Below are 20,908 nucleotides of genomic sequence, written 5' to 3'. Positions count from 1 at the left end.
CGACCTTATATCAGGATCGATGTATCAGATCAAATGGGACGGGCTCTCAGCCGACGACGGTCCAGTTGTCGTTTCCGGCGAGGAGTGCGGCGAGGTCGCCCTTGCCGTGGCGTTCGACGGCGGTGTCGAGTTGTTCGGCCATGGTGGTGTCGTAGACGGGGCGTTCGACGCTGCGCAGGACGCCGATGGGGGTGTGGTGGAGGGTGTCGGCGTCGGCGAGGCGGGACAGTGCGAAGGCTGTGGTGGGGCTGGGGGCGTGGGCGTCGTGGACGAGGATCTGTGCCTTGTTGTCCTCGGTGACGGTGACGACTTGGAGGTCGCCGGTGAGGGAGTCGCGTACGACGCCCTTCGATCCGTCCGTGCCGAAGATGATGGGCTGTCCGTGTTCCAGGCGGATGACGGCCTCTTGGGCCTGGTCCTTGTCCTTGAAGACTTCGAAGGCGCCGTCGTTGAAGATGTTGCAGTTCTGGTAGATCTCCACGAGTGCGGTGCCGGGGTGGTCGGCGGCGGCCCGCAGCACGCTCGTGAGGTGTTTGCGGTCCGAGTCGACGGTCCGGGCGACGAAGGATGCCTCCGCGCCGATGGCGAGGGACACCGGGTTGAACGGGGCGTCGAGGGAGCCCATGGGCGTGGATTTGGTGATCTTGCCGAGTTCGGAGGTGGGGGAGTACTGGCCCTTGGTCAGGCCGTAGATCCGGTTGTTGAAGAGGAGGATCTTGAGGTTGACGTTGCGGCGCAGGGCGTGGATGAGGTGGTTGCCGCCGATGGAGAGTGCGTCGCCGTCGCCGGTGACGACCCAGACGGACAGGTCGCGCCGTGAGGTGGCCAGGCCGGTCGCGATGGAGGGTGCGCGGCCGTGGATGGAGTGCATCCCGTAGGTGTTCATGTAGTACGGGAAACGCGACGAGCAGCCGATGCCCGAGATGAAGACGATGTTTTCCTTCGCCAGGCCGAGGTCGGGCATGAAGCCCTGGACGGCGGCGAGGACGGCGTAGTCGCCGCAGCCGGGGCACCAGCGCACTTCCTGGTCGGACTTGAAGTCCTTCATGGTCTGCTTGGCTTCGGCCTTGGGGACGAGCTGGAGCAGTTCGTTGGTCTCAGGCATCGATGGCCTCCTCAAGCGCGGTGGCGAGCTGCTCGGCCTTGAACGGCATGCCGTTGACCTGGTTGTAACTGTGGGCGTCGACCAGGTACGTGGCGCGGATGAGGGTGGCGAGCTGGCCGAGGTTCATCTCGGGGACGACCACCTTGTCGTAACGCCCCAGCACCTCGCCCAGGTTCCTGGGGAAGGGGTTGATGTGCCGCAGGTGGGCCTGGGCGATGCTCCGCCCCGAGGCGCGAAGCCGGCGCACGGCCGCCGTGATCGGCCCGTACGTCGAACCCCACCCCAGCACGAGGGTGCGTGCCTCGGCGGGGTCGTCGACCTCGACATCCGGGACCTGGATGCCGTCGATCTTGGCTTGGCGGGTGCGGACCATGAAGTCGTGGTTGGCGGGGTCGTAGGAGATGTTGCCGGTGCCGTCCTGCTTCTCGATACCGCCGATCCGGTGCTCCAGACCCGGTGTCCCCGGAACCGCCCACGGGCGCGCCAGTGTTTGCGGGTCGCGTTTGTAGGGCCAGAACACTTCGGTGCCGTCGGCGAGTTCGTGGTTGGGGCCGCTCGCGAACTGGACGCGCAGGTCGGGGAGCTGGTCGAGCTCCGGGATACGCCAGGGCTCGGAGCCGTTGGCGAGGTAGCCGTCGGAGAGCAGGAAGACCGGGGTGCGGTAGGTCAGGGCGATCCGGGCCGCGTCCAAGGCCGCGTCGAAGCAGTCGGCCGGCGTGCGCGGAGCCACGATCGGCACCGGCGCCTCGCCGTTGCGCCCGTACATCGCCTGAAGCAGATCCGCCTGCTCCGTCTTCGTCGGCAGCCCCGTCGACGGCCCGCCGCGCTGGATGTCCACGATCAGCAACGGCAGTTCCAACGACACCGCCAGGCCGATGGCCTCCGACTTCAGCGCCACACCGGGTCCGGACGTCGTGGTCACGGCGAGGGAGCCGCCGAAGGCGGCGCCCAGTGCGGCGCCGATGCCCGCGATCTCGTCCTCGGCCTGGAAGGTGCGCACGCCGAAGTTCTTGTGCCGGCTCAGCTCGTGCAGGATGTCGGATGCCGGGGTGATCGGGTACGAGCCGAGGTAGAGCGGCAGGTCCGCCTGCTGGGAGGCGGCGATCAGGCCGTAGGACAGGGCCAGGTTCCCGGAGATGTTGCGGTAGGTGCCGGTGGGGAAGGCCTGTGAGGCGGGGGCGACCTCGTAGCTGACGGCGAAGTCCTCCGTCGTCTCGCCGAAGTTCCACCCGGCCCGGAAGGCCGCCACGTTCGCCTCGGCGATCTGCGGCTTCTTCGCGAACTTCGCCCGCAGGAACGCCTCGGTCCCCTCCGTCGGGCGGTGGTACATCCAGGACAGCAGCCCGAGCGCGAACATGTTCTTCGAGCGCTCGGCCTCCTTGCGGGAGAGCCCGAACTCCTTCAGCGCCTCGATCGTCAGCGTGGTCAGCGGCACCGGATGGACGTTGTAGGCCTCCAGCGAGCCGTCCTCCAGCGGGTTGGTCCCGTAGCCGACCTTCGCCATCGGCCGCTTCGTGAACTCATCGGTGTTCACGATGATCTCGGCCCCGCGCGGCACGTCCGCGATGTTCGCCTTCAGCGCGGCCGGGTTCATCGCGACCAGCACGTTCGGCGCATCCCCCGGGGTCAGGATGTCGTGATCGGCGAAATGCAGCTGGAACGACGAAACCCCCGGCAGAGTGCCTGCGGGGGCGCGGATCTCGGCCGGAAAGTTCGGCAGCGTGGACAGATCGTTCCCGAAGGACGCCGTCTCCGAGGTGAACCGGTCACCCGTCAGCTGCATCCCATCACCCGAGTCACCCGCGAAACGGATGACCACACGGTCGACCGACCTGACCTCTTTCGGCGCGAGCCGCAGATCCACGGGCGCGACGTCGTTGACAACGGACATGAGGGGTTCTCACGACTCCTTGATCTCGCAGATGATGGCGCCTGAGGTGACAGAGGCGCCGACTGTGGCCGTGAGGCCGACGATCGTGCCGGAGCGGTGCGCGTTGAGCGGTTGCTCCATCTTCATGGCTTCGAGGACGACGATGAGGTCGCCTTCCTTGACTTCCTGGCCTTCTTCGACGGCGATCTTGACGATCGTGCCCTGCATGGGGGAGGCGAGGGTGTCGCCGGAGACGGCGGAGCCGGACTTCTTGGCCGCGCGGCGCTTGGGCTTGGCGCCCGCCGCGAGGCCGGTACGGGCCAGGCTCATGCCGAGCGAGGAGGGCAGCGAGACCTCCAGGCGCTTGCCGCCGACCTCGACGACCACCGTCTCGCGGCCGGCCTCGTCGTCGGCGTCCGCTTCCGCCGGGGCGGCGAACGGCTTGATCTCGTTGACGAACTCCGTCTCGATCCAGCGGGTGTGGACGCGGAACGGGTCCGCGGTGAACGCCGGGTCCACCACGACCGCGCGGTGGAACGGGATCGCGGTCGCCATGCCCTCGACGTGGAACTCCGCCAGGGCCCGGGCCGCACGCTGGAGTGCCTGCTCGCGGGTCGCCCCGGTGACGATGAGCTTCGCGAGGAGGGAGTCCCAGGCGGGGCCGATGACCGAGCCGGACTCCACGCCCGCGTCCAGGCGCACGCCCGGGCCCGTCGGCGCCTCGAACCGGGTGACGGTGCCGGGGGCGGGCAGGAAGCCGCGGCCCGGGTCCTCGCCGTTGATCCGGAACTCGAAGGAGTGACCCCGCGAGGCAGGGTCGTCGTACCCCAGGGCCTCGCCGTCGGCGATCCGGAACATCTCGCGGACCAGGTCGATGCCGGAGACCTCCTCGGTCACCGGGTGCTCCACCTGGAGGCGCGTGTTGACCTCCAGGAAGGAGATCGTGCCGTCCATGCCGACCAGGAACTCGACCGTGCCGGCGCCGACGTAGCCGGCCTCCTTCAGGATCGCCTTCGACGCCGCGTACAGCTCGGCGTTCTGCGCGTCCGACAGGAACGGAGCCGGGGCCTCCTCCACGAGCTTCTGGTGGCGGCGCTGGAGCGAGCAGTCACGCGTCGAGACGACGACCACGTTGCCGTGTGTGTCGGCCAGGCACTGGGTCTCCACGTGCCGCGGCTTGTCGAGGTAGCGCTCCACGAAGCACTCCCCGCGCCCGAACGCCGCAACCGCCTCACGGACCGCGGAGTCGTAGAGCTCCGGGATCTCCTCCAGCGTCCGCGCGACCTTCAGACCGCGTCCGCCACCGCCGAAGGCGGCCTTGATCGCGATCGGCAGCCCGTGCTCCTGAGCGAACGCGACGACCTCCTCGGAACCGGAGACCGGGTCCGGGGTCCCCGCGACCAGCGGGGCACCGGCACGCTGCGCGATATGACGGGCGGCGACCTTGTCACCCAGGTCCCGGATCGCCTGCGGCGGCGGGCCGATCCACGTCAGACCCGCGTCCAGCACCGCCTGGGCGAACTCGGCGTTCTCCGAGAGGAAGCCGTAACCCGGGTGGATCGCGTCCGCCCCGGAATCCTCGGCAGCCTGGAGCACCTTGGCGATGTCCAGATAACTGGCCGCCGGGGTGTCACCGCCCAGAGCGAACGCCTCGTCGGCCGCACGGACGTGCAGAGCGTCACGATCCGGATCGGCGTAGACGGCCACGCTGCCGATACCCGCGTCCCGACAGGCCCGGGCAACACGGACAGCGATTTCGCCACGATTGGCGATGAGCACCTTGCGGATACCGCCGGTCGTCACGACACCCACGCTCCGGGTGCACGGTAGAAGCCCGCGGGCTGCTCCCAGCGGATGCGGTCCCGCCCGGGTGCGCGCGGCTCGTCGCCCCGCCCGCCGTCGACGGCGGCACCGGGATCGGCATCGGGTGCGAAGCGGGCGGCGAGCACCGCGGCCAGCGCGGCGACGTCCTCGGCACTCGGATTGCCTCCGGTGATCCGCAGCGAGGCCAGCGAGAGTTCCGCCCCGGCCCGGGGCTTCCCGGCCGTCACAGCGGGAGGTTTCCGTGCTTGCGGCCCGGGAGCGGCACGTGCTTCGTCCGCAGCATGGCGAGAGCGCTGATCAGCCGGCTGCGGGTGTCGGCGGGGTCGATCACATCGTCGACGAGGCCGCGTTCGGCAGCGTAGTAGGGGTGCATGAGCTCGGTCGTGTACTCCTTGATCTTCTGTGTGCGCATCGCGGCGGGGTCGTCGGCGGCGGCGATCTCGCGGCGGAAGATGACGTTGGCCGCGCCCTCGGCGCCCATGACGGCGATCTCGTTGCTGGGCCAGGCCAGTGCGACGTCGGCGCCGATGGAGCGGGAGTCCATGACGATGTAGGCGCCGCCGTACGCCTTGCGCAGGACGAGCGAGATCCGTGGGACGGTGGCGTTGCAGTACGCGTAGAGCAGCTTGGCTCCGTGCCGGATCACTCCGCCGTGTTCCTGGTCCACGCCCGGGAGGAAACCGGGTACGTCGACCAGGGTGACCAGCGGGATGCTGAAGGCGTCGCAGAACTGGACGAAGCGGGCGGCCTTCTCGCTGGACTCGATGTCGAGGACGCCGGCGAGGACGGCGGGCTGGTTCGCGACGATGCCGGTGACCCGGCCGTCGAACCGGGCGAGGCCGCAGACGACGTTCTGCGCCCACTGCCCGTGGACCTCGAAGAAGTCACCGTGGTCGACGATCTCCTCGATCACCCGGCGCATGTCGTAGGACTGGTTGGGCTGGGAGGGGACGAGGTCCAGCAGGCGTTCGCACCGGCGGTCGGCGGGGTCGTCGGCCGGGGCGACCGGCGGAAGCTCGCGGTTGTTCGAGGGGAGCATCGACAGGAGGTGGCGGACGTCCTCCAGGCAGCTCTCCTCGGTGTCGTAGGCGAAGGCGGCCACTCCCGAGACCGCGGCGTGCACATCGGCACCGCCGAGGCCGTTCTGGGAGATCTCCTCGCCGGTCACCGACCGGACGACATCGGGGCCGGTGATGAACATCTGCGAGGTGCCGCGCACCATGAAGACGAAGTCCGTGAGCGCCGGGGAGTACGCCGCGCCGCCCGCGCAGGGCCCGAGCATCACCGAGATCTGCGGGATGACGCCGGAGTTGCGGACGTTGCGCTGGAAGATGCCGCCGTAGCCGGCCAGCGCCGAGACGCCTTCCTGGATACGGGCGCCGGCGCCGTCGCACAGGCCGACGACGGGGGCGCCGGCGGCCTCGGCGAGGTCCATGACCTTGTGGATCTTCTCCGCGTGGGCCTCGCCGAGGGCGCCGCCGAAGATCCGGAAGTCATGGGCGTACGTGAAGACGGTGCGGCCGTGGACGGTGCCCCAGCCGATGACGACGCCGTCGCTGTGCGGCTTCTTGTCCTCCAGGCCGAAGCCGGTGGCCCGGTGGCGGCGCAGGCCCTCGATCTCGACGAACGTGTCCTCGTCGAAGAGGAGGGCGACGCGTTCACGGGCCGTCAGCTTGCCCTTGGCGTGCTGGGCGTCGGTGGCGCGGTCGCTCGGGCCACGGAGCACCTGCTCCTGGAGGGCGTTCAGTTCGGCCGTGCGTTCGCGCAGGGTGGTGTTCGGAACGGGCTGGGGCGTCGGCGGGCGCTCCGCGGGGCGGACGGGCCTGTCCTCGACGATGCTCATTCAAGATCACCTTTCGACGCGGATGTGCCAGTGGGCCGGCTGGCGCGCCACAGAGGTTCGGTGGACCCCCTAAAGCCGGGCTTGCGTGCGGGACGGCGGAGGGTCCTGGCGGCCGGGACGTGGGCACGGCCGCCGCGGCACCCGCACCTGGTGCGGGTGCATGTGTGGTTATCGCATGCGTCTGTTGATGACCTTATGAAGAGGGCTGCGTGATCAGTTTCTCCACTGCTCGCGTCGGACGGAAAACCGGACGGCGGTCCTGTTTTCCCCCTCGCACTGGGTGCCCCCCAATTAGCGCTGAGCGACGGGCCCGCGATTCTCCGGAACTGCGGCGCGGCGAAAGCCGAGCCGCCCCGAGTCGCACTGATGTACGTGGCGGCCCTGCGGGTCCGAGCATGCGACGCCCCCTCCCCTGACGGCCCGGGCTCGCGCGCGGCCGGGGGCGGCGCCTCGGTCGCGGGGCATCCGAATTCGCGAATGCCGTGGCGCCGCCGCAATCCGGACGGGAATCCGGACAATACCGAGAACACCACAGGAGAAGCCGACAGAATCAAAAGGATGGCCGCCAAATGAACGGCTTATTGTCTGAGAGTGCACGTGCGCGAGACATATGCTTCGAGAATTTTAGAAACGGGCGGAGTGGTTCGGAGCAAGCCCTCATCGGTCACGGATTGCCCCAGGAACGGCAAAGCTCCCGCAACCGGCCATGTCGGCCGGCCGGGGAGCGGACGCGCGCCTCCGACCCGGGGTTCGAGTCAGGGGTGGGCAACACCCCACTGGTCGTCGAGGACATGGAACCGCACGTCACCGGCGAGGGACGAACCGGAAATATCAACCTTTGCCTGAAGATCCGGAGTTGATGCTTCCGCCAAGCCCATTCCAAGACTTCCCCAAATTCCGAACGTGACGAGCAATCCCGAGAATATGCGCTTCGCCGCTGCCTTGTTCATCGTTACCCCCTGTAGACATCCGTGCGGTGCGAGGTACACACTGCCAACGGCTCAAGTCAGTTCCAAGCGAAACTCGATGACGTAAAGTGGCCTGGCAACTAGTTCCATGCCGTACGGGGGAGTGACCAAAGGGATGGCCGGGGAACCGCTTTACTTGCCGCACTCCGATGCCTTCGACGACGACTGTGCGATTGCTTATCAGCACGCCGTCACTCATGGGCGGTACACGCGGCAGGGAGTGGCCGAGGCTCTCGGGATCAGCCTCGAAGAGGCCGCCCAGATCGAGAAGAAGCTGCAGACCCTGAGCCTGCTCCACCCCACGCCCGGGGAGCCTGGCACCTTCGTCCCGGTCAGCCCCGACGCGGCCGCCGCCGACCTCGTCGGACCCACCGAGACGCAGATCCGTGAGCTCCAGCAGGCCGTCACCGACGTACGCACCCGGATGCGGGCTCTGGAACCCACGTACTTCGAGAGCCGCCAGCGTCGCAACCAGGCGGAAGCCTTCGACATCATCAGCGACATCGGCGTCCTGCAGTCGATGCTCAACGACTGGGGCGCCCGGTGCCGTACGGAGGTGCTCACCGCACAGCCCGGCGGCCCCAGACCCAGTCACTTCCTCGACAACGCGCGGCCGCTCACACTGACGCGCCTGGCGCGCGGGGTGACGGTGCGCCACCTCTACCAGCACACCGTGCGCAGCGATCTGGCGACCACCGCGTATGTGCGGGTCGTGACAGCCGCCGGCGCCGAGGTCCGTACGACGGACGAGCTGATCGACCGGATCGTCATCTACGACCGGGAGATCGTCTTCCTCCCCGAGCAGAACGTGGACGGCCGCGCCCCAGGGGCGGTCGTGGTCCGCGAGCCGGCGCTCGTGGCCTTCCTCTACAAGGTGTACGAGCACCTGTGGGCGGCCGCCACGTCCTTCTCACCGGGGGCCGAGGAGCCCACGGCCGTGACCGATGACCTGAAACGATCGATCGTCAGGCTGATGGCCCAGGGGCACAAGGACGAGGTCGTGGCGCGACGACTGGGCATGTCGGTACGGACCTGCCGGCGCTACATCTCCCAGATCATGGAGGAACTGGAGTCCACCAGCCGGTTCCAGGCGGGCGTGAGCGCGGCCGCGAACGGGATGCTCGACGACCCCAACGGGATGGCGTAAGGCACTACGTGCCGGGCCACTTGCTGCCATCACGGATGGCTGGTTCCGGCACCCGCCCTCAAGGCACCCTGAATCGGGCCGAGACCGTATCCGGTCCGGTTCTTAGGGGGTGTGGCGTATGCGGAGTCCCGCAGTCCGTCATCTGATCCACCGGCCGAGGTCGTGGCAGCATCCGGTACCGGCCGTACCTGACATCGAGGAGGAGTTCGTCCTCGTCTGCGAGTTCCCAACCGGGAACGCACAGGGGCGGCGCTTCCATGAGCTGCTGGACGTGGTCGGTGCGGTCCAGGAGGCCGCTGAGTTCATCGGGCGCTGCCATTTCGCCGTGAAGCCGGACCGCGTGGCGGTCTTCTATCGCTTCGGGCTGTGGGCGGACGACGTCGCGGCCCTGCGCAGCCGGGTGCCGGACGGACGGCTCGACGTCCGGTTGAGCGTGCGCCCGGACAAGGTCGTGGACGGCGTACCCCGGGTCCTGGAGTTCCGCATGGCGATCCGGATCGACGGCAGCCCCTGTGGTGCCGGGGACGCCAGCCTGGTGTTCCTGGCGCCCGGCGTGCACACCAACCACCGCCGCCACAGCCGCGCGGCGCTGCTGGCCGCCTGCGGCACGGCCGGCGGGGGTGGCGCTGCCGCCCCGGCGGGTTCCCCCGTCGACCCGGCCGACATCGGGTACGAGGACCCCCGCGACGTACTGCTGCGCAACCCCGGTACGGCCGACGGGCGGCTCGCCGTCGACGTGGTGCTGCCGCCGCCCGTCGACGGGGAGATCCCGGCCCGGGTCCTGCTGGAGGCCGTGCGGCAGGTGTCGCTGTACGCCGCCGTGCGGGCGCACGGGCTGGCGGCCGGGCGGATCACGCTGGCCTCGCTGCGGGCGCACTTCCGGGGCTACGCGGAACCGGACCTGCCGCTGCGCTGCGCGGCGGTGTGGGAGCCGCTGGGCAAGGACGGGAGGGGCCGGCGGCTGGCGCCGGTCTCGCTCAGCCTCATCCAGGCCGACAGGGCCGTCCTGGAGACGACCACCTCAGTGGTCGAGGACCTGTGACCAGTAGTCATGCGACCACTCCCCTTCCAGCGCCTCGGTGAGCGCGGCCACCGCGTCGGTGTCGAGCATGGTGGTGATCTGGGCGTCCGCGGTCCGGCCGAGCCCGGCGTCGTAGACGGCGGCGCTGACGCAGAACTCCAGGCCGTCGCTGACGAGGAGGCATGTCCGGAAGGACCATTCGTCGCCCGCTCCCGGTGTCCCGTCCGGGCGGTGCACCTGGGTGGGCCGGCCGTCGGGGCCGAAGCCGAACTCGGTGAACCTGAACCGCATCCCCTGCCCGATGGCCTTGCTGTACGCCTCCTTGAGCGTCCACAGCCGCAGCAGGCTCGGGTTGCGCTCCTCCTCCGGCAGTTCGGAGACGAGCAGCCGCTCGTGCGGGGTGCAGATGTGCCGGTCGAGCCCGCGGCTGTAGATGCGCCGGTCGGACCGCTCGGCGTCCACCCCGACCAGGCCGCGCGTGGTCAGGCCGACCAGCAGCAGGTCGTCGGTGTGGCTGAGGCTGATGTCGATCTGGTCGCAGCCGCGCAGGTACGGCCGGCCGGTGGGTCCGTACATCAGCTCCAGGTCCTGCGGCTCGGCGTGCAGCGCGGCGGCCGCTGCGTGTTTGAGCAGCAGGCGGGAGGCGGCGAACTGGTCGCGTATCTCCTCGTGCGTGATGTCCCGGTAGCGGGCCCAGTCCCGGCCGAGGGTGGCGCGCAGCGCGGCCCCGCCCGGGTCGGCGGGGCGCCAGTCGTCGAGGCGGCCGTGCACCAGCGCGGTGCCGTGTGCCGCCAGTTCGGTGCGCACGGCGGTCCAGTTGGTACCCGCCACGGTGACGGCGAGGGGGTCCCCGATGGCCATGGTCACGGGGCGACCACCAGACGGTGGACCTCGGCGAGGTTGCGGGCCTGGAGCACCCGGGCGACCGGGACGGGCCGTCCGGTGGCCCGTTCGGCGAGCATGACCAGGCGCAGCAGGTGGACCGAGTCCCAGTCCAGCAGGGTGTCGAAATCCGCGGCGGCTTCCTGCGGGGTCAGGTCGAGGCCGAGTTCCTCGCAGACGTGGGTGAGGAAGCGGGGCAGGTCAGTGATGTTGCAGGTGGTGTCCATGGACCGTCCCTCCGAGTCGGGCGTCGAGGGTCAGATGACCCGGTACGGGTGGCAGGGAGTCCAGCGTGTGGCGGAACCAGATGCCGTCCCCGCCCGTTCCCTCCTCCTGCGCGAAGCCGAGGGAGGGGTAGAAGCCGCGCACCCTCGTGTTGCTGCGGGTCGGGCGGTAGCGGGCCCGTACGGCGGTCAGGTGCTGATCGCGGGCATGGGCCAGTACGGCGGCCAGGCAGGCGTCCTCGATGCCCCGGGCCAGTGCCCGGCAGCTGAGGAACACGTTGTCCACGGCCAGGGTGTCACCCTCGCGGCGGAGGAAGAGTGCGCCGACCAGCCCGCTGTCGCCGAAGCGGTCGCTGACGCGGACGGCGAGCACCTGGTGGCCGTCGGTGCGGTGAAGGGCGGTGACGCGGTCGGCCTGGACCCGTTCGCCGGTGAGGTTGAACTGGTTGGTGCGCAGCGACAGCTGGGAGAGCCGGCGGATCTCGTGCGGCTCGGGTGCGGAGAGGGTGACCTCGGTACGCAGCTCCGCCAGGTAGTCCTCGTAGGAGCCGGTGCTGCCGCGGAACTCCTCGCGTGCGGCGGCCTCCTGATAGCGGACGGTGCGACGGGTGTCGTCGTCGGTGGTCTGCGGCGTGTCGAACCAGCCGTCGCGCAGCAGGGCGTGCAGGTGCAGGGCCGGTTCGGCGCCGAGCGGGACGACGGCGGTGCCCGGCAGATGGCGGCGGATCAGGGCCCGCTCCGCAGGCGAGTCGTCGAGGAAGACGAGGGCGTCGGCGGAGATGCCCAGCCGCCGGGCGATGGCGTGGAGGCTGCCGTCCTTGGGCTCCCAGCCGGCGTGGACGGCGACGAAGTCCGCGGGGCGCAGGGTCATGTCGGGGTGGCCGGCGAGCACGTCGTGGACCGGGTCCGGGTCGTTCTTGCTGCTGACGGCGAGCAGGACCCCCTGGGCCGCGAGCTGTTTCGCCACCCGCTGGACGGCCGCGTACGGCTCGCCGATCAGGCTGCCGCCCGGCGCGATGCCGTCGGGCCCGTCCTCGCCGAGGACTCCGCCCCACAGGGTGTTGTCGAGGTCGAGGACGAGGCACTTCTTGGTCAGGCCGGTCCGGGAGCGCAGCACGTGGGCGGCGTCGCGGGCGTAGGCGGAGAACAGTTCGTCGCTGAAGGGCGAGCGGGTGTAGAGGGCCAGACGGGGGTCGCCGGCCGGGCCGGTGGACGCGATGACCGGGTCGAGGTCGAGGACCACGACGGCGGGGTGGCTCTCGGTCAGGCGTAGCAGGCGGGCGTTGAACTCGCGCCACACCGCGCCCAGCCGGGCACGCCCGCATTGGTCCACGAGCTGCTGGGCGCAGTGGCGGGGCAGCGGCAGGGTGTTGAGGACCAGGGTGCCGGTGCCGTGGGCGGTGTGCGCCTCGGCGACGAGGGTGAGGTGGGCGGCGAGTTCCGCGCAGGCGGTCTCGACGTCGTCGGGGCCCCAGGGCAGCGGGAGCCGGCCGAGGACGGCGTCGGCGTCCAGGACGCACAGAGTGAGGTCGGGGTGGGCGGTGCGCAGTTCCCCGTCGGGGTCGGTGAGGTCGCGCAGGTAGGCACCGTGGGTGCCGTGGACCTGGTGGGCGAGCAGGCCGTGCCGGGCCAGCTCGGCGGTCAGCGGGTCGGTGAGCTGGGCCAGGGTGGAGTGGCCGGTGACGGCGACGGTGACGACGGGCGTCGCCGGGTGGCCGGCGAGGACGTCCTCGGTGCGCAGGGAGGCCAGGACGCGGCCGCAGCGGCGCAGTTCGGACAGCAGGTCGGCCTCGGTCCGGGAGGGGTCGTCGGTGATCTCGGCCAGCAGGGAGCGCACCCGTGGGTAGCACGCGGCGAGTCTCCCGGTGGTGTGCAGGGCGCGGAGTTCCTCCAGTGGGGTGGTCACCGTGTGTCCTCCTTCTCCAGGGCGAGACCTGCCTTGATCCACTTGCTGGACTCGACGACGAGGGCCAGGGCCCGGTCTCCGGGGCGGAGCTCCGGCACGAGGCGGTCGAGCTGTACGAACGGCAGGGCGTTTCCGGTGTTGCCGGTGTCGGCGACGCAGGAGATCTCCCGGGGGCCGGGCAGCGCCAGATCCTCGACGATGCGCCGGGTCATCCGGCCGGAGAGCTGGGGCGGCAGCAGGAAGTCGATCTCGTCCGGGCGCCAGCCGGTGGTGTCCAGCAGCTGCCAGAGGATCTCCCCCGCCATGGTGGGCACGCCCTCCTCGATGGCCTTGTAGTCCTCGTGGAGCATGCGGCGGTCCGGGTCCCGGCGGGCGGGCCCCTCCCAGTCGATGGTCTGGCCCGGGGCGCGGCCCTGTCCGGTGAAGCAGTTGAGCAGCGCCCGCACGCCGATGGCCTCGCCCTCGGGGTCCGCGCTGACGACGGCCGCGCCCGCGCCGTCGCCGAACAGCACGTAGTTGACGAGCTCCTGGGTGGGCAGGGTGGCGGCGCCGCGCGAGGGGTCGAGGAAGCGGGCGGTGACGTCCCCGCCGACGACGAGCCCGGCCCGGTGGCCGGAGGCGATCAGTGCGCGGCCGAGGTCGAGGGCCTGGACGGCGCCCGCGCAGCCCGCCTGGATCTGGTACACGGGCAGGTAGTTGAGTCCGAGCCGGTCCGCGACCTGGGTGGCGGTGGTCGGGAGCAGGGTGTCGGGGGTGGTGGTGGTGAGGACCAGGAAGTCGAGTTCGGAGGCGGTGAATCCGGACGCGTCCAGCGCCCGGCCGGCGGCCTCGGCGCACAGGTCGGTGAGGGAGTGCAGGACCTCGCCGGTGGCCAGGTCCCAGCCGAAGTGGCGGGTGCGGGTGCCCACGAAGAGGTCGATCCACTCCTCGCTGATCCCGAAGACCTTGCCGAGGCCGGTGTTGGTGACGGCCGGCCCGGGCAGGGCGGCGGCGGTGCCGGCGATGTGGAAGGCGGGTGCGGGCATGCCCGTGGGGCGGTTCATGGGGTGGCTCCTACGCTGATCCACTCGCCGAGGAACGCGGCGAGTGAGCCCACCGTCCGCAGGGCCGGGAGGATTTGCTGGACGGTGACACTGCCGGTCTGCGGCAGTCTCGATTCGACGCGGTCCTTGAGCTGCATGATCATCACGGAGTCGAAGCCGAGGTCGGCGTAGAACCGGGTCCCGTGGCCGACCTGGGCCGGGTCGTACCCGCCGACCTCGACGACGGCGGCGATCACGGCTCCGAGCACGGGGTCCTCGGACCCGCCCGGCGCGGGGGCGGCCGGACCGGCGGGGACTCCGGTACCGGCGTCGGCGGGGGATGCGGCCCCGGACCCGCCGGGGGCAGCGGGGGCCGGGGCCGCGGTCATGGTGGCGGCGCGGGGCACCGGAGTCTGCCAGTACCGGTTCTCGGTGGAGAACGCGTACGGCGCCAGCCGCTCCACGGCGCGGTGCGCGGGTTCGTACAGCTCCTGCCAGTGCGGGTCGAGTCCGCAGCGGTAGAGGGCGGCGACGGTCTCGGCGAGGTCGGCGCCGCCCGCGCGGAGACCGGGCGCGGGATGCAGCAGCCGTACTCCCCCGGGCAGTCCGGTCCGGCCGGCGAGCTGGACGAGCTGGGGGGCGGGGCCGATCTCGATCAGCACCCCGGGCATCAGGTCGGCCATCAGGGCGTCCAGGGCCGCCTCGAACAGCACCGGTTCGCGGGCCTGCTCGCGCCAGTACGCCGCGTCCAGCGGTTCGTCGCCGAGCATGCGCCCGTAGCGGGTGGAGGCGAAGGGGATGCGGGGGGCGGTGCAGGCGACCCCGGCCGCGGACTCGGCGAACCGGTCGAGTGCCGGTTCGGTCAGCGGCGAGTGGAAGGCGTGCGAGACGCGCAGCCGGCTGCTGTGGACACCGGACGCGCGCAGTGCGGCGGCGACGGTGTCGAGTGCCTCCAGGGCACCGGACAGGACCGTGTTGCCGGGCCCGTTGACGGCGGCCACGGCCACCGCGCGCCGGGTGGCGTGCGGGAGGGTCCTCAGCACGTCCCGCGCCTCGTCCGCGTGCGCGCGCACGGAGAGCATGCCGCCGCCTTCGGGGAGTTCCTCCATCAGCCGCGCCCGTACGGCGACCAGCCGGACGGCGTCCTCCAGGGTGAGCGCCCCGGCGGCGACGGCCGCGGCGAACTCGCCGACGCTGTGGCCGAGCACGGCGTCGGGGTGGACACCGAGGTCGCCCAGGGTGCGCCACAGCGCGTAGCCGACGGCGAACAGGGCGGGCTGGGCCCAGCCGGTGCGGTGGACGGCCGGGTCCTCGCCGAGGATCAGGTCGCGGACCGAACCGCCGAGGTGGGGGGCGAGTGCGGCGTCGGCCTCGTCGAGGTGGCGGCGGTAGGCGGCGCTGTCGCGGTAGAGGCCGGCGGTCATGCCCGGTTCCTGGACACCCTGGCCGCTGAAGAGGAAGCCGACGGCCGGGGGGTGCCAGGCCCGGTCGGCGATGCCGGCCCGCAGCTGGGCGTCGTCGGCGGCGGCTCTCAGGGCGGTCGCCAGTTCCGTGGTGTCGCGGGCGGTGATCGCGGCCCGGTAGCCCAGGCCGGTCTTGACCTGGTTGCTGGTCCAGCACAGGGCGGCGGCGTCGCCGCGCGGGCGGCGGGCGACGGCCTCGGCCTGGCCGGCGAGGTTGCGGCGCAGCGCCTCGGGGGTGTTCCCGGAGACGGTGAACACGCCGACGGGGGCGGCGGTGCGGGTACGGCGAGCGGGTGTGCGGCGCACCCGCGGGGCTCCGGCGAGGACGGCGTGGGCGTTGGTGCCGCCCATCCCGAAGCTGCTGACTCCGGCGAGGACTTCTCCGGCCGGGAGCCGCAGGGGCGCCTTGAGCAGGCTCAGGCCGCGCTCGGCGAGCCGTAGCTGGGGGTTCTCGCGGACGGCGTGGCGGCTGGCGGGCACCAGGCGGTGGTGCAGGGCGAGTGCGACCTTGATGAGGCCGGCGATGCCGGCGGCGCCCTCCGTGTGCCCCAGGTTGCCCTTGACGGAGCCGATGGCGCAGGGCTCGGGGCGCTGCACGGCGTGGAGTTCGCCGAGGGCGGCGCACTCGATGATGTCGCCGAGCGCGGTGCCGGTGCCGTGGGCCTCGATGAAGCGGATCCGGTCGGGCGTGACTCCGGCGCGCCGGTAAGCGGCGGCGACGACCTCGCGCTGCGACCACCGGTTGGGTGCGGTGACCCCGTTGCTGCGGCCGTCCTGGTTGACGGCGGAGCCCCGGATGACGGCGTACACGCGCTGCCCGTCGGCGAGCGCGTCCTCCAGCCTCCGCAGCACGACGGTGCCCGCTCCGTCGCTGCGCCCGATGCCGTCCGCGTCCGCGCTGAACGGCTTGCAGCGGCCGTCGGGGGCGGCCAGGCCCATCTGCGCGTAGACGCGGCCGATGGCCGGGGTCAGCACGAGGTTGACGCCTCCGGCGAGCGCGGTGCCGCACTCCCCCGCCAGCAGGGAGTTGACGGCGAGATGGACGGCGACGAGGGAGGAGGAGCAGGCGGTGTCGACGGCGAGGCTGGGCCCCTTGAGGTCGAGGTGGTACGAGATCCGGTTGGCGGCCATGCAGGAGCTGGTGCCGGCGCCGAGCTGAGGGGTGACCCGGGAGTGGTCGGCCATGTGGAGCTGGGCCCACTCGCTGCCCATCGCCCCGACGAAGACCCCCGTGTCGCTGCCGGCGAGGGCGGCCGGGGACTGGCCGGAGTCCTCCAGCGCCCGCCACGCGCACTGGAGGAGCAGCCGGTGCTGCGGGTCCATGGCCGCGGCCTCGCGGGGTGAGACGGTGAAGAAGTCGTTGTCGAAGGTGGCGATGTCCTCGATGAACCCTCCGCGCACGGAGGCGTCGAAGCCGGTCCCCTCGCGCCGCCCGGCGGGCAGTTCGCCGATGCTGTCGCCGCCGCGGACGAGCAGCTCCCAGAAGCTCTCGGCACCGACCGCGCCGGGGAAGACGCAGTCGATCCCGACGACGGCCACCGCGCCGGCGCCCGTCACGGGCGCGTTCCGCCGGCCGGTACCCGGACGCCGCGCGAGGCCAGGTGCCGGGCCAGTGCGGCCACCGTGGAGTGGTCCCAGGCCATGGACGGGTCGACCGGGATGCCGAACTCGTCCTCCACGTCGCCGCAGAGGCTCAGCGCGCAGACCGAGTCCATGCCGTACACCGCGAGCGGGACGGTGGGGTCGATGCTTTCGGGCTCCCGGTCCAGGTAGACGGCGAGCCGGTCGGTCAGCCACCCGTACAGCGGGGCGGCCGCGCTGCGCGGCGGCGCGGGCAGGGTCATACCGGACTCCTTCGGTGCAGGGCCATGCCGGCCGGTCAGCCGGGAAGGGGGACGTTGTACAGGTCGTAGCTGCGCTGGTCGCCGAAGCGGGCGAGGACCTCCTGGTGGACCCGGGCCGTGCACTCGGCGGGCACTTCGACGTCGGGGGCGCCCAGGCGCCGGGCGATGTGGTGCAGGGCCAGGGCCGCCCAGGCGGGGTCGGCGAGGAAGGGGTCGCGGCCCGCGTCGCTGTGCCGCCACACCCCGAGGACGGCCGCGGCGGCGAGCACCAGGACGTACCGGTCGGTGAGCGTGAACCAGACCGGGCTGACGGGGGCTCCGCCGCCGGGCGGGGGCAGGGCCAGCACCCGGGTGCGCAGGTCCCGGAGTTCGTCGACCATCTGCCCGGCGAGTTCGCGCAGGGCGCGCTCGACGGGGCTCCGGCCGGTCAGTGTCCCCGCGGTCTCCACGAGGGAGGCGCTGAGGCTGTCGCGGCCGCAGGCCAGCGCCAGCTGGTCGTAGCCGAACGGGGGCAGCGGGGCGCCCGGCTCGAACAGGGCGCCGGCGGCGGGCTGTTCACGGAACCAGGACCGGGCGGCCAGGGCCGGGAGCTGCGGGATGATCGTGGCCTGGCAGGCGACGGTCCCCGCGTGTCCGAGGCTGACCACGGGCACGTCCCGCAGGTGCTTCTGGAAGACGCCGACGGTGCCGCCCCGGGTGTAGATCTGCGAGCCGAGGACGGTGGACAGGTCGTACATCGTGTCGCTGAGCACGCGCGGCAGCAGCGACTTGACGGCGGCCGAGTAGACGCTGGTCTCGGCCGGGTGCAGGTGCAGGGCGCGGGTGGCGACGACGGCCAGGCAGTCGTAGAACAGCAGGTTCACGAAGGCGTTCGCCAGCGTGGTCGCCGTGTGTTCGGGGTCGACGGGGGCGCCGTGCCCGGGTTTCTGGGTGCGGTCGACGAGGACGGCCGTGCGCAGACACGTGTCCACGGCGGCGGCGACCAGGGAGGCCATGAGGGTGCGGCTCATCTGGAAGGACCGCAGGGAGGTGGGCACGCCGCTGCCGAGCGGGCCGAGCAGGGTCTGCTCGGGTACCGGGCAGTCCTCGAACGCGACGGAGTCGAAGTGGCAGCCGCGCATGCCGGTACGGGGGCGGCGGCGGGTGACCCGGTAGCGGTCGGCCGGCAGGGTCCGCGGGTCCAGCAGGAGGGCGGAGTGGCTGCCGCTGCCGGGGCGGTCGTCCGTCCGGCAGAACAGCACGAGGGCGTCGGACCGGTGCAGGTTGTTGACGACGGACTTGGCGCCGCTCACGGACAGGCCGGCCGGGGTGCGGGTGGCGGCCACCTGGCTGCGGACGAAGTCGTTGGTGTGGGCGGTCTCGTGCTGGGCGATGGCCGCTTTGGAGCCGGACAGCAGCAGCTCGGCGAGCCAGCCGCGCTGGGCCCCGCTGCCGCTCATCCACACGTCCGACGCGGCCATGAAGGTGCTCATGCCGTAGCCGGCGCCGAGGGCCGCGTCGCGCCGGAAGACCGGGCGCATCACGCGCAGCAGGGTCTCGGCGGAGTCGAAGCGGCCGCCGAGTTCGCGCGGCACGTACTCGGCGTTCAGGCCGAACTCGTCGAGGAGGTCCTCCGCGTCGGCGGACAGCGTGCCGCGCCGGTCGGCGACCAGCAGCTTCGCGTAGCCGGTGGGGTTGCGGGCGTCGGTGGGGTCTCCCAGCAGGAGTTCCAGCTCGGCGGCCCGGTCCCCCGCCGGCGCTCCGGGGGCGGGGGGCCGGGGTTCGAGCACGAGGGTGCTCACCACGGCAGGTCCTGGGCCCGGCGGGCCGCCGACGCGGGGACGACGACGTCGTCGGCCTGCGGTCGGGGGGCGTCCACCAGGGCGCGCACGGCGGGGTCGAGGACTTCGTGGAGGCTGGAGAGGCCGCCTCTCAGGAAGAGTTTCCGCATCAGGGCGCGCTGGATCTTGCCGCTCGTGGTGCGGCGCAGGGTGCCGGGCCGGACCAGGACGACGTTGCCGACGGGCACGTCGAAGTCCCGCCCGGTCAGGGTCTGGATGCGGCAGGTCAGGTCCTGGAGCCGTGCCGTGTCGGTGTGGGGGACGCGCACCTCGTGCACGATGACGAGTTGTTCGCGGCCGGTGTCGACGGTGAAGACCGCGCCGTGCCCGGCTCCGAGCGCCGGGTCGATCTCGCGGACGGCCCATTCGACGTCCTGGGGGTAGATGTTGCGGCCGTTGAGGATGATGACGTCCTTCAGCCGCCCGGTGACGTACAGCTCGCCGTCCTCGACGACGCCCAGGTCCCCGGTGCGCAGGAAGCCGGAGTCGCCGCCCGCCAGGACCGCGTGGAAGGTGTGCGCGGTCTCGGAGGGGCGCCGCCAGTAGCCCTGGGCGACGCTGTCGCCGCGCAGCCAGATCTCGCCCACCCGGCCGGCGGGCAGCGGGCTGCCGCTGACGGGGTCCACGACGCGCAGGTCGAAGTCCTGGTCGACCGGGCCGCTGGAGACCAGGGTGCGGGAGGCTTCGCCGGGCCCGGGGGTGCGCAGTTCGTCGCGTTCGAGGGCGGCCGGGTCGACGGTGCGGTGGCGGTACGGGGCGCCCGGGGTGGTTCCGGAGACGACGAGGGTGGCTTCGGCGAGGCCGTAGGCCGGGTACATGCTTCCGGCGCGCAGGCCCGCGGCGGCGAACCGGGCGGCGAAGGCGTCGAGGGTGTCGGCGCGGACGGGTTCGGCACCGTTGAGGGCGAGCCGCCAGCCGGAGAGGTCGAGTCCGGCGAGCTGGGCGTCGGTGACGCGCCGCAGGCACAGGTCGTAGCAGAAGTTCGGTCCGCCGCCGATGGTCACCCCGTGTTCGGAGATCATGCGGAGCCAGTTGACGGGCCGTTTGAGGAAGGCGGTGGCGGACATCTGGACGGACGCGGAACCCAGCCACAGGGGGTGCAGCAGGTGCGCGATCAGGCCCATGTCGTGGTAGTGCGGCAGCCAGCTGCCGAACCGGTCGGCGGGTGAGGTGCCGAGCGCCCGTCCGATGGCCGCCTCGTTGGCGAGGAGGTTGCGGTGGCTGACCATGACACCGCGCGGCCGGGAGGTGGAGCCGGAGGTGTACTGGAGGAAGGCCAGGTCGTCGGGGCCGGTCGCGGGCGGTTCCCAGTCCTGTGCGGCCGGGACCGCGCCGACGACGTCGGAGGCCAGGACGACGGCTTCGGCGCGGGTCTCCATGGCGAGCCACAGGGACACTTCGGCGGCGCTCGCCGCGTCGGTGAGGACGAGCCGCGCGCCGGTGTCCTTGATGATCCCGGAGACCCGGTGCAGGCGCTCGCCCCGGTCGCCGGGGAGCGGGGCGGGCACCGCGATGGCGCCCGCGTAGAGGCAGCCGACGAAGGCCTTGAGGAATTCGGGGCCCTGCGGGTGGAGCAGCAGCACCGGCTGGCCCTGGGCACCGTGGGAGCGCAGCCGGACGGCCAGGCTGCGCGCGGCGGCGTCGAGGCCCGCGTACGAGAGCCGTTCCTCGACCGGGCCCGCGGCCGTGTCGCGCAGGAAGATGTGCGCGTCCGCCTCGCCCAGGGTCCGCGCCCGATCCATGATCAGCTCGGTAAACGTTCGGTACTCGGTCAACGTAGGCCCCCTCATGGTGCGCTCGGGGCAGCAGCGGTACGCCCCTCGTCCGCTCCCACCTGGGCGTCCGCATCGTCCGTTCCGTGGCTAAAGCGGGGCTTGCAGCGTGCGTGTGCGGGGGTTGCGGCGCCCGGTTCAGGGGGGCACCTGTCCGGAGCCGGGGTGGGTGGCGTGCCTAGCCTGGCCATCGAAAA

16 protein-coding genes are annotated in these 20,908 nt (G+C 71.8%); 2 read left to right on the top strand and 14 right to left on the bottom strand.

Features of this window, described 5'->3' with window-relative positions:
- Positions 1-46: 46 nt before the first annotated feature.
- The 6 genes from ACIQZN_RS32875 to ACIQZN_RS32850 all read right to left on the bottom strand — a co-directional run bounded on the left by ACIQZN_RS32875 (position 47) and on the right by ACIQZN_RS32850 (position 7,592).
- The gene (locus ACIQZN_RS32875; RefSeq protein ID WP_404001915.1) at positions 47-1,105 is read right to left on the bottom strand and encodes a 2-oxoacid:ferredoxin oxidoreductase subunit beta; all 1,059 of its coding nucleotides are present in this window, start codon (positions 1,103-1,105) and stop codon (positions 47-49) included.
- Positions 1,098-2,996, bottom strand: coding sequence for a 2-oxoacid:acceptor oxidoreductase subunit alpha (locus ACIQZN_RS32870; RefSeq protein ID WP_404001912.1), 1,899 nt, complete (start codon positions 2,994-2,996; stop codon positions 1,098-1,100). Before ACIQZN_RS32870 ends, ACIQZN_RS32875 begins: the two co-directional genes overlap by 8 nt.
- A 9-nt stretch (positions 2,997-3,005) precedes the next feature.
- A complete protein-coding gene (locus ACIQZN_RS32865) occupies positions 3,006-4,763 on the bottom strand; it encodes an acetyl/propionyl/methylcrotonyl-CoA carboxylase subunit alpha (protein WP_404002020.1) in 1,758 nt (585 codons plus the stop codon).
- Between the two features lie 11 nt (positions 4,764-4,774).
- The gene (locus ACIQZN_RS32860) at positions 4,775-5,026 is read right to left on the bottom strand and encodes an acyl-CoA carboxylase epsilon subunit (RefSeq protein ID WP_404001909.1); all 252 of its coding nucleotides are present in this window, start codon (positions 5,024-5,026) and stop codon (positions 4,775-4,777) included.
- The gene (locus ACIQZN_RS32855) at positions 5,023-6,642 is read right to left on the bottom strand and encodes an acyl-CoA carboxylase subunit beta (protein WP_404001906.1); all 1,620 of its coding nucleotides are present in this window, start codon (positions 6,640-6,642) and stop codon (positions 5,023-5,025) included. Before ACIQZN_RS32855 ends, ACIQZN_RS32860 begins: the two co-directional genes overlap by 4 nt.
- A gap of 755 nt (positions 6,643-7,397) precedes the next feature.
- The gene (locus ACIQZN_RS32850; protein WP_404001904.1) at positions 7,398-7,592 is read right to left on the bottom strand and encodes a hypothetical protein; all 195 of its coding nucleotides are present in this window, start codon (positions 7,590-7,592) and stop codon (positions 7,398-7,400) included.
- Between the two features lie 238 nt (positions 7,593-7,830).
- On the opposite strand from ACIQZN_RS32850, the gene ACIQZN_RS32845 reads away from it, so the two are divergent.
- Complete coding sequence (locus tag ACIQZN_RS32845) at positions 7,831-8,757, top strand: helix-turn-helix domain-containing protein (protein ID WP_404001901.1); 927 nt, start codon at positions 7,831-7,833, stop codon at positions 8,755-8,757.
- 118 nt (positions 8,758-8,875) lie between these two features.
- Positions 8,876-9,799: an AfsA-related hotdog domain-containing protein gene (locus ACIQZN_RS32840; RefSeq protein ID WP_404001898.1), complete on the top strand. Its 924-nt coding sequence runs from the start codon at positions 8,876-8,878 to the stop codon at positions 9,797-9,799.
- On the opposite strand, the gene ACIQZN_RS32835 is transcribed toward ACIQZN_RS32840, so the two are convergent.
- Genes ACIQZN_RS32835 through ACIQZN_RS32800 form a run of 8 tightly spaced genes read right to left on the bottom strand, consistent with a single transcriptional unit; the run spans position 9,779 to position 20,714 of the window.
- Positions 9,779-10,639 carry a 4'-phosphopantetheinyl transferase family protein gene (locus ACIQZN_RS32835; RefSeq protein ID WP_404002017.1) on the bottom strand — a complete coding sequence of 287 codons (861 nt, stop codon included), beginning with the start codon at positions 10,637-10,639 and terminating at the stop codon, positions 9,779-9,781. The two genes, ACIQZN_RS32840 and ACIQZN_RS32835, sit on opposite strands and share 21 nt — an antisense overlap.
- A 2-nt stretch (positions 10,640-10,641) precedes the next feature.
- On the bottom strand, positions 10,642-10,887 hold the full coding sequence (locus tag ACIQZN_RS32830) for an acyl carrier protein (protein WP_161206849.1): 246 nt from the start codon (positions 10,885-10,887) through the stop codon (positions 10,642-10,644).
- Positions 10,862-12,790: an HAD-IIIC family phosphatase gene (locus tag ACIQZN_RS32825; RefSeq protein WP_404001895.1), complete on the bottom strand. Its 1,929-nt coding sequence runs from the start codon at positions 12,788-12,790 to the stop codon at positions 10,862-10,864. The genes ACIQZN_RS32830 and ACIQZN_RS32825 overlap by 26 nt, the downstream gene beginning before the upstream one ends.
- Positions 12,787-13,833: a 3-oxoacyl-ACP synthase III family protein gene (locus ACIQZN_RS32820; RefSeq protein WP_404001892.1), complete on the bottom strand. Its 1,047-nt coding sequence runs from the start codon at positions 13,831-13,833 to the stop codon at positions 12,787-12,789. The genes ACIQZN_RS32825 and ACIQZN_RS32820 overlap by 4 nt, the downstream gene beginning before the upstream one ends.
- Positions 13,830-16,832, bottom strand: a complete 3,003-nt coding sequence (locus ACIQZN_RS32815; RefSeq protein WP_404001889.1) for a type I polyketide synthase — start codon at positions 16,830-16,832, stop codon at positions 13,830-13,832. Before ACIQZN_RS32815 ends, ACIQZN_RS32820 begins: the two co-directional genes overlap by 4 nt.
- Positions 16,829-17,119, bottom strand: a complete 291-nt coding sequence (locus ACIQZN_RS32810; protein WP_018554972.1) for an acyl carrier protein — start codon at positions 17,117-17,119, stop codon at positions 16,829-16,831. The genes ACIQZN_RS32815 and ACIQZN_RS32810 overlap by 4 nt, the downstream gene beginning before the upstream one ends.
- Before the next feature lie 35 nt (positions 17,120-17,154).
- The gene (locus ACIQZN_RS32805) at positions 17,155-18,903 is read right to left on the bottom strand and encodes an acyl-CoA dehydrogenase (protein WP_404001886.1); all 1,749 of its coding nucleotides are present in this window, start codon (positions 18,901-18,903) and stop codon (positions 17,155-17,157) included.
- Positions 18,897-20,714, bottom strand: a complete 1,818-nt coding sequence (locus ACIQZN_RS32800) for a fatty acyl-AMP ligase (protein ID WP_404001883.1) — start codon at positions 20,712-20,714, stop codon at positions 18,897-18,899. The genes ACIQZN_RS32805 and ACIQZN_RS32800 overlap by 7 nt, the downstream gene beginning before the upstream one ends.
- Positions 20,715-20,908: the final 194 nt, after the last annotated feature.

It is taken from the genome of Streptomyces sp. NPDC097595 (assembly GCF_044761525.1).
Taxonomy (GTDB): domain Bacteria; phylum Actinomycetota; class Actinomycetes; order Streptomycetales; family Streptomycetaceae; genus Streptomyces; species Streptomyces drozdowiczii_A.
This window is presented reverse-complemented; position numbering and strand designations above follow the sequence as displayed.

What these genes read in the sequence shown, in the direction of transcription:
- ACIQZN_RS32835 (WP_404002017.1), bottom strand. Translation starts at nt 10,639, where the DNA reads ATGGCCATCGGGGACCCCCTCGCCGTCACCGTGGCGGGTACCAACTGG.
- ACIQZN_RS32830 (WP_161206849.1), bottom strand. Translation starts at nt 10,887, where the DNA reads ATGGACACCACCTGCAACATCACTGACCTGCCCCGCTTCCTCACCCAC.
- ACIQZN_RS32820 (WP_404001892.1), bottom strand. Translation starts at nt 13,833, where the DNA reads ATGAACCGCCCCACGGGCATGCCCGCACCCGCCTTCCACATCGCCGGC.
- ACIQZN_RS32870 (WP_404001912.1), bottom strand. Translation starts at nt 2,996, where the DNA reads ATGTCCGTTGTCAACGACGTCGCGCCCGTGGATCTGCGGCTCGCGCCG.
- ACIQZN_RS32855 (WP_404001906.1), bottom strand. Translation starts at nt 6,642, where the DNA reads ATGAGCATCGTCGAGGACAGGCCCGTCCGCCCCGCGGAGCGCCCGCCG.
- ACIQZN_RS32810 (WP_018554972.1), bottom strand. Translation starts at nt 17,119, where the DNA reads ATGACCCTGCCCGCGCCGCCGCGCAGCGCGGCCGCCCCGCTGTACGGG.
- ACIQZN_RS32850 (WP_404001904.1), bottom strand. Translation starts at nt 7,592, where the DNA reads ATGAACAAGGCAGCGGCGAAGCGCATATTCTCGGGATTGCTCGTCACG.
- ACIQZN_RS32875 (WP_404001915.1), bottom strand. Translation starts at nt 1,105, where the DNA reads ATGCCTGAGACCAACGAACTGCTCCAGCTCGTCCCCAAGGCCGAAGCC.
- ACIQZN_RS32840 (WP_404001898.1), top strand. Translation starts at nt 8,876, where the DNA reads ATGCGGAGTCCCGCAGTCCGTCATCTGATCCACCGGCCGAGGTCGTGG.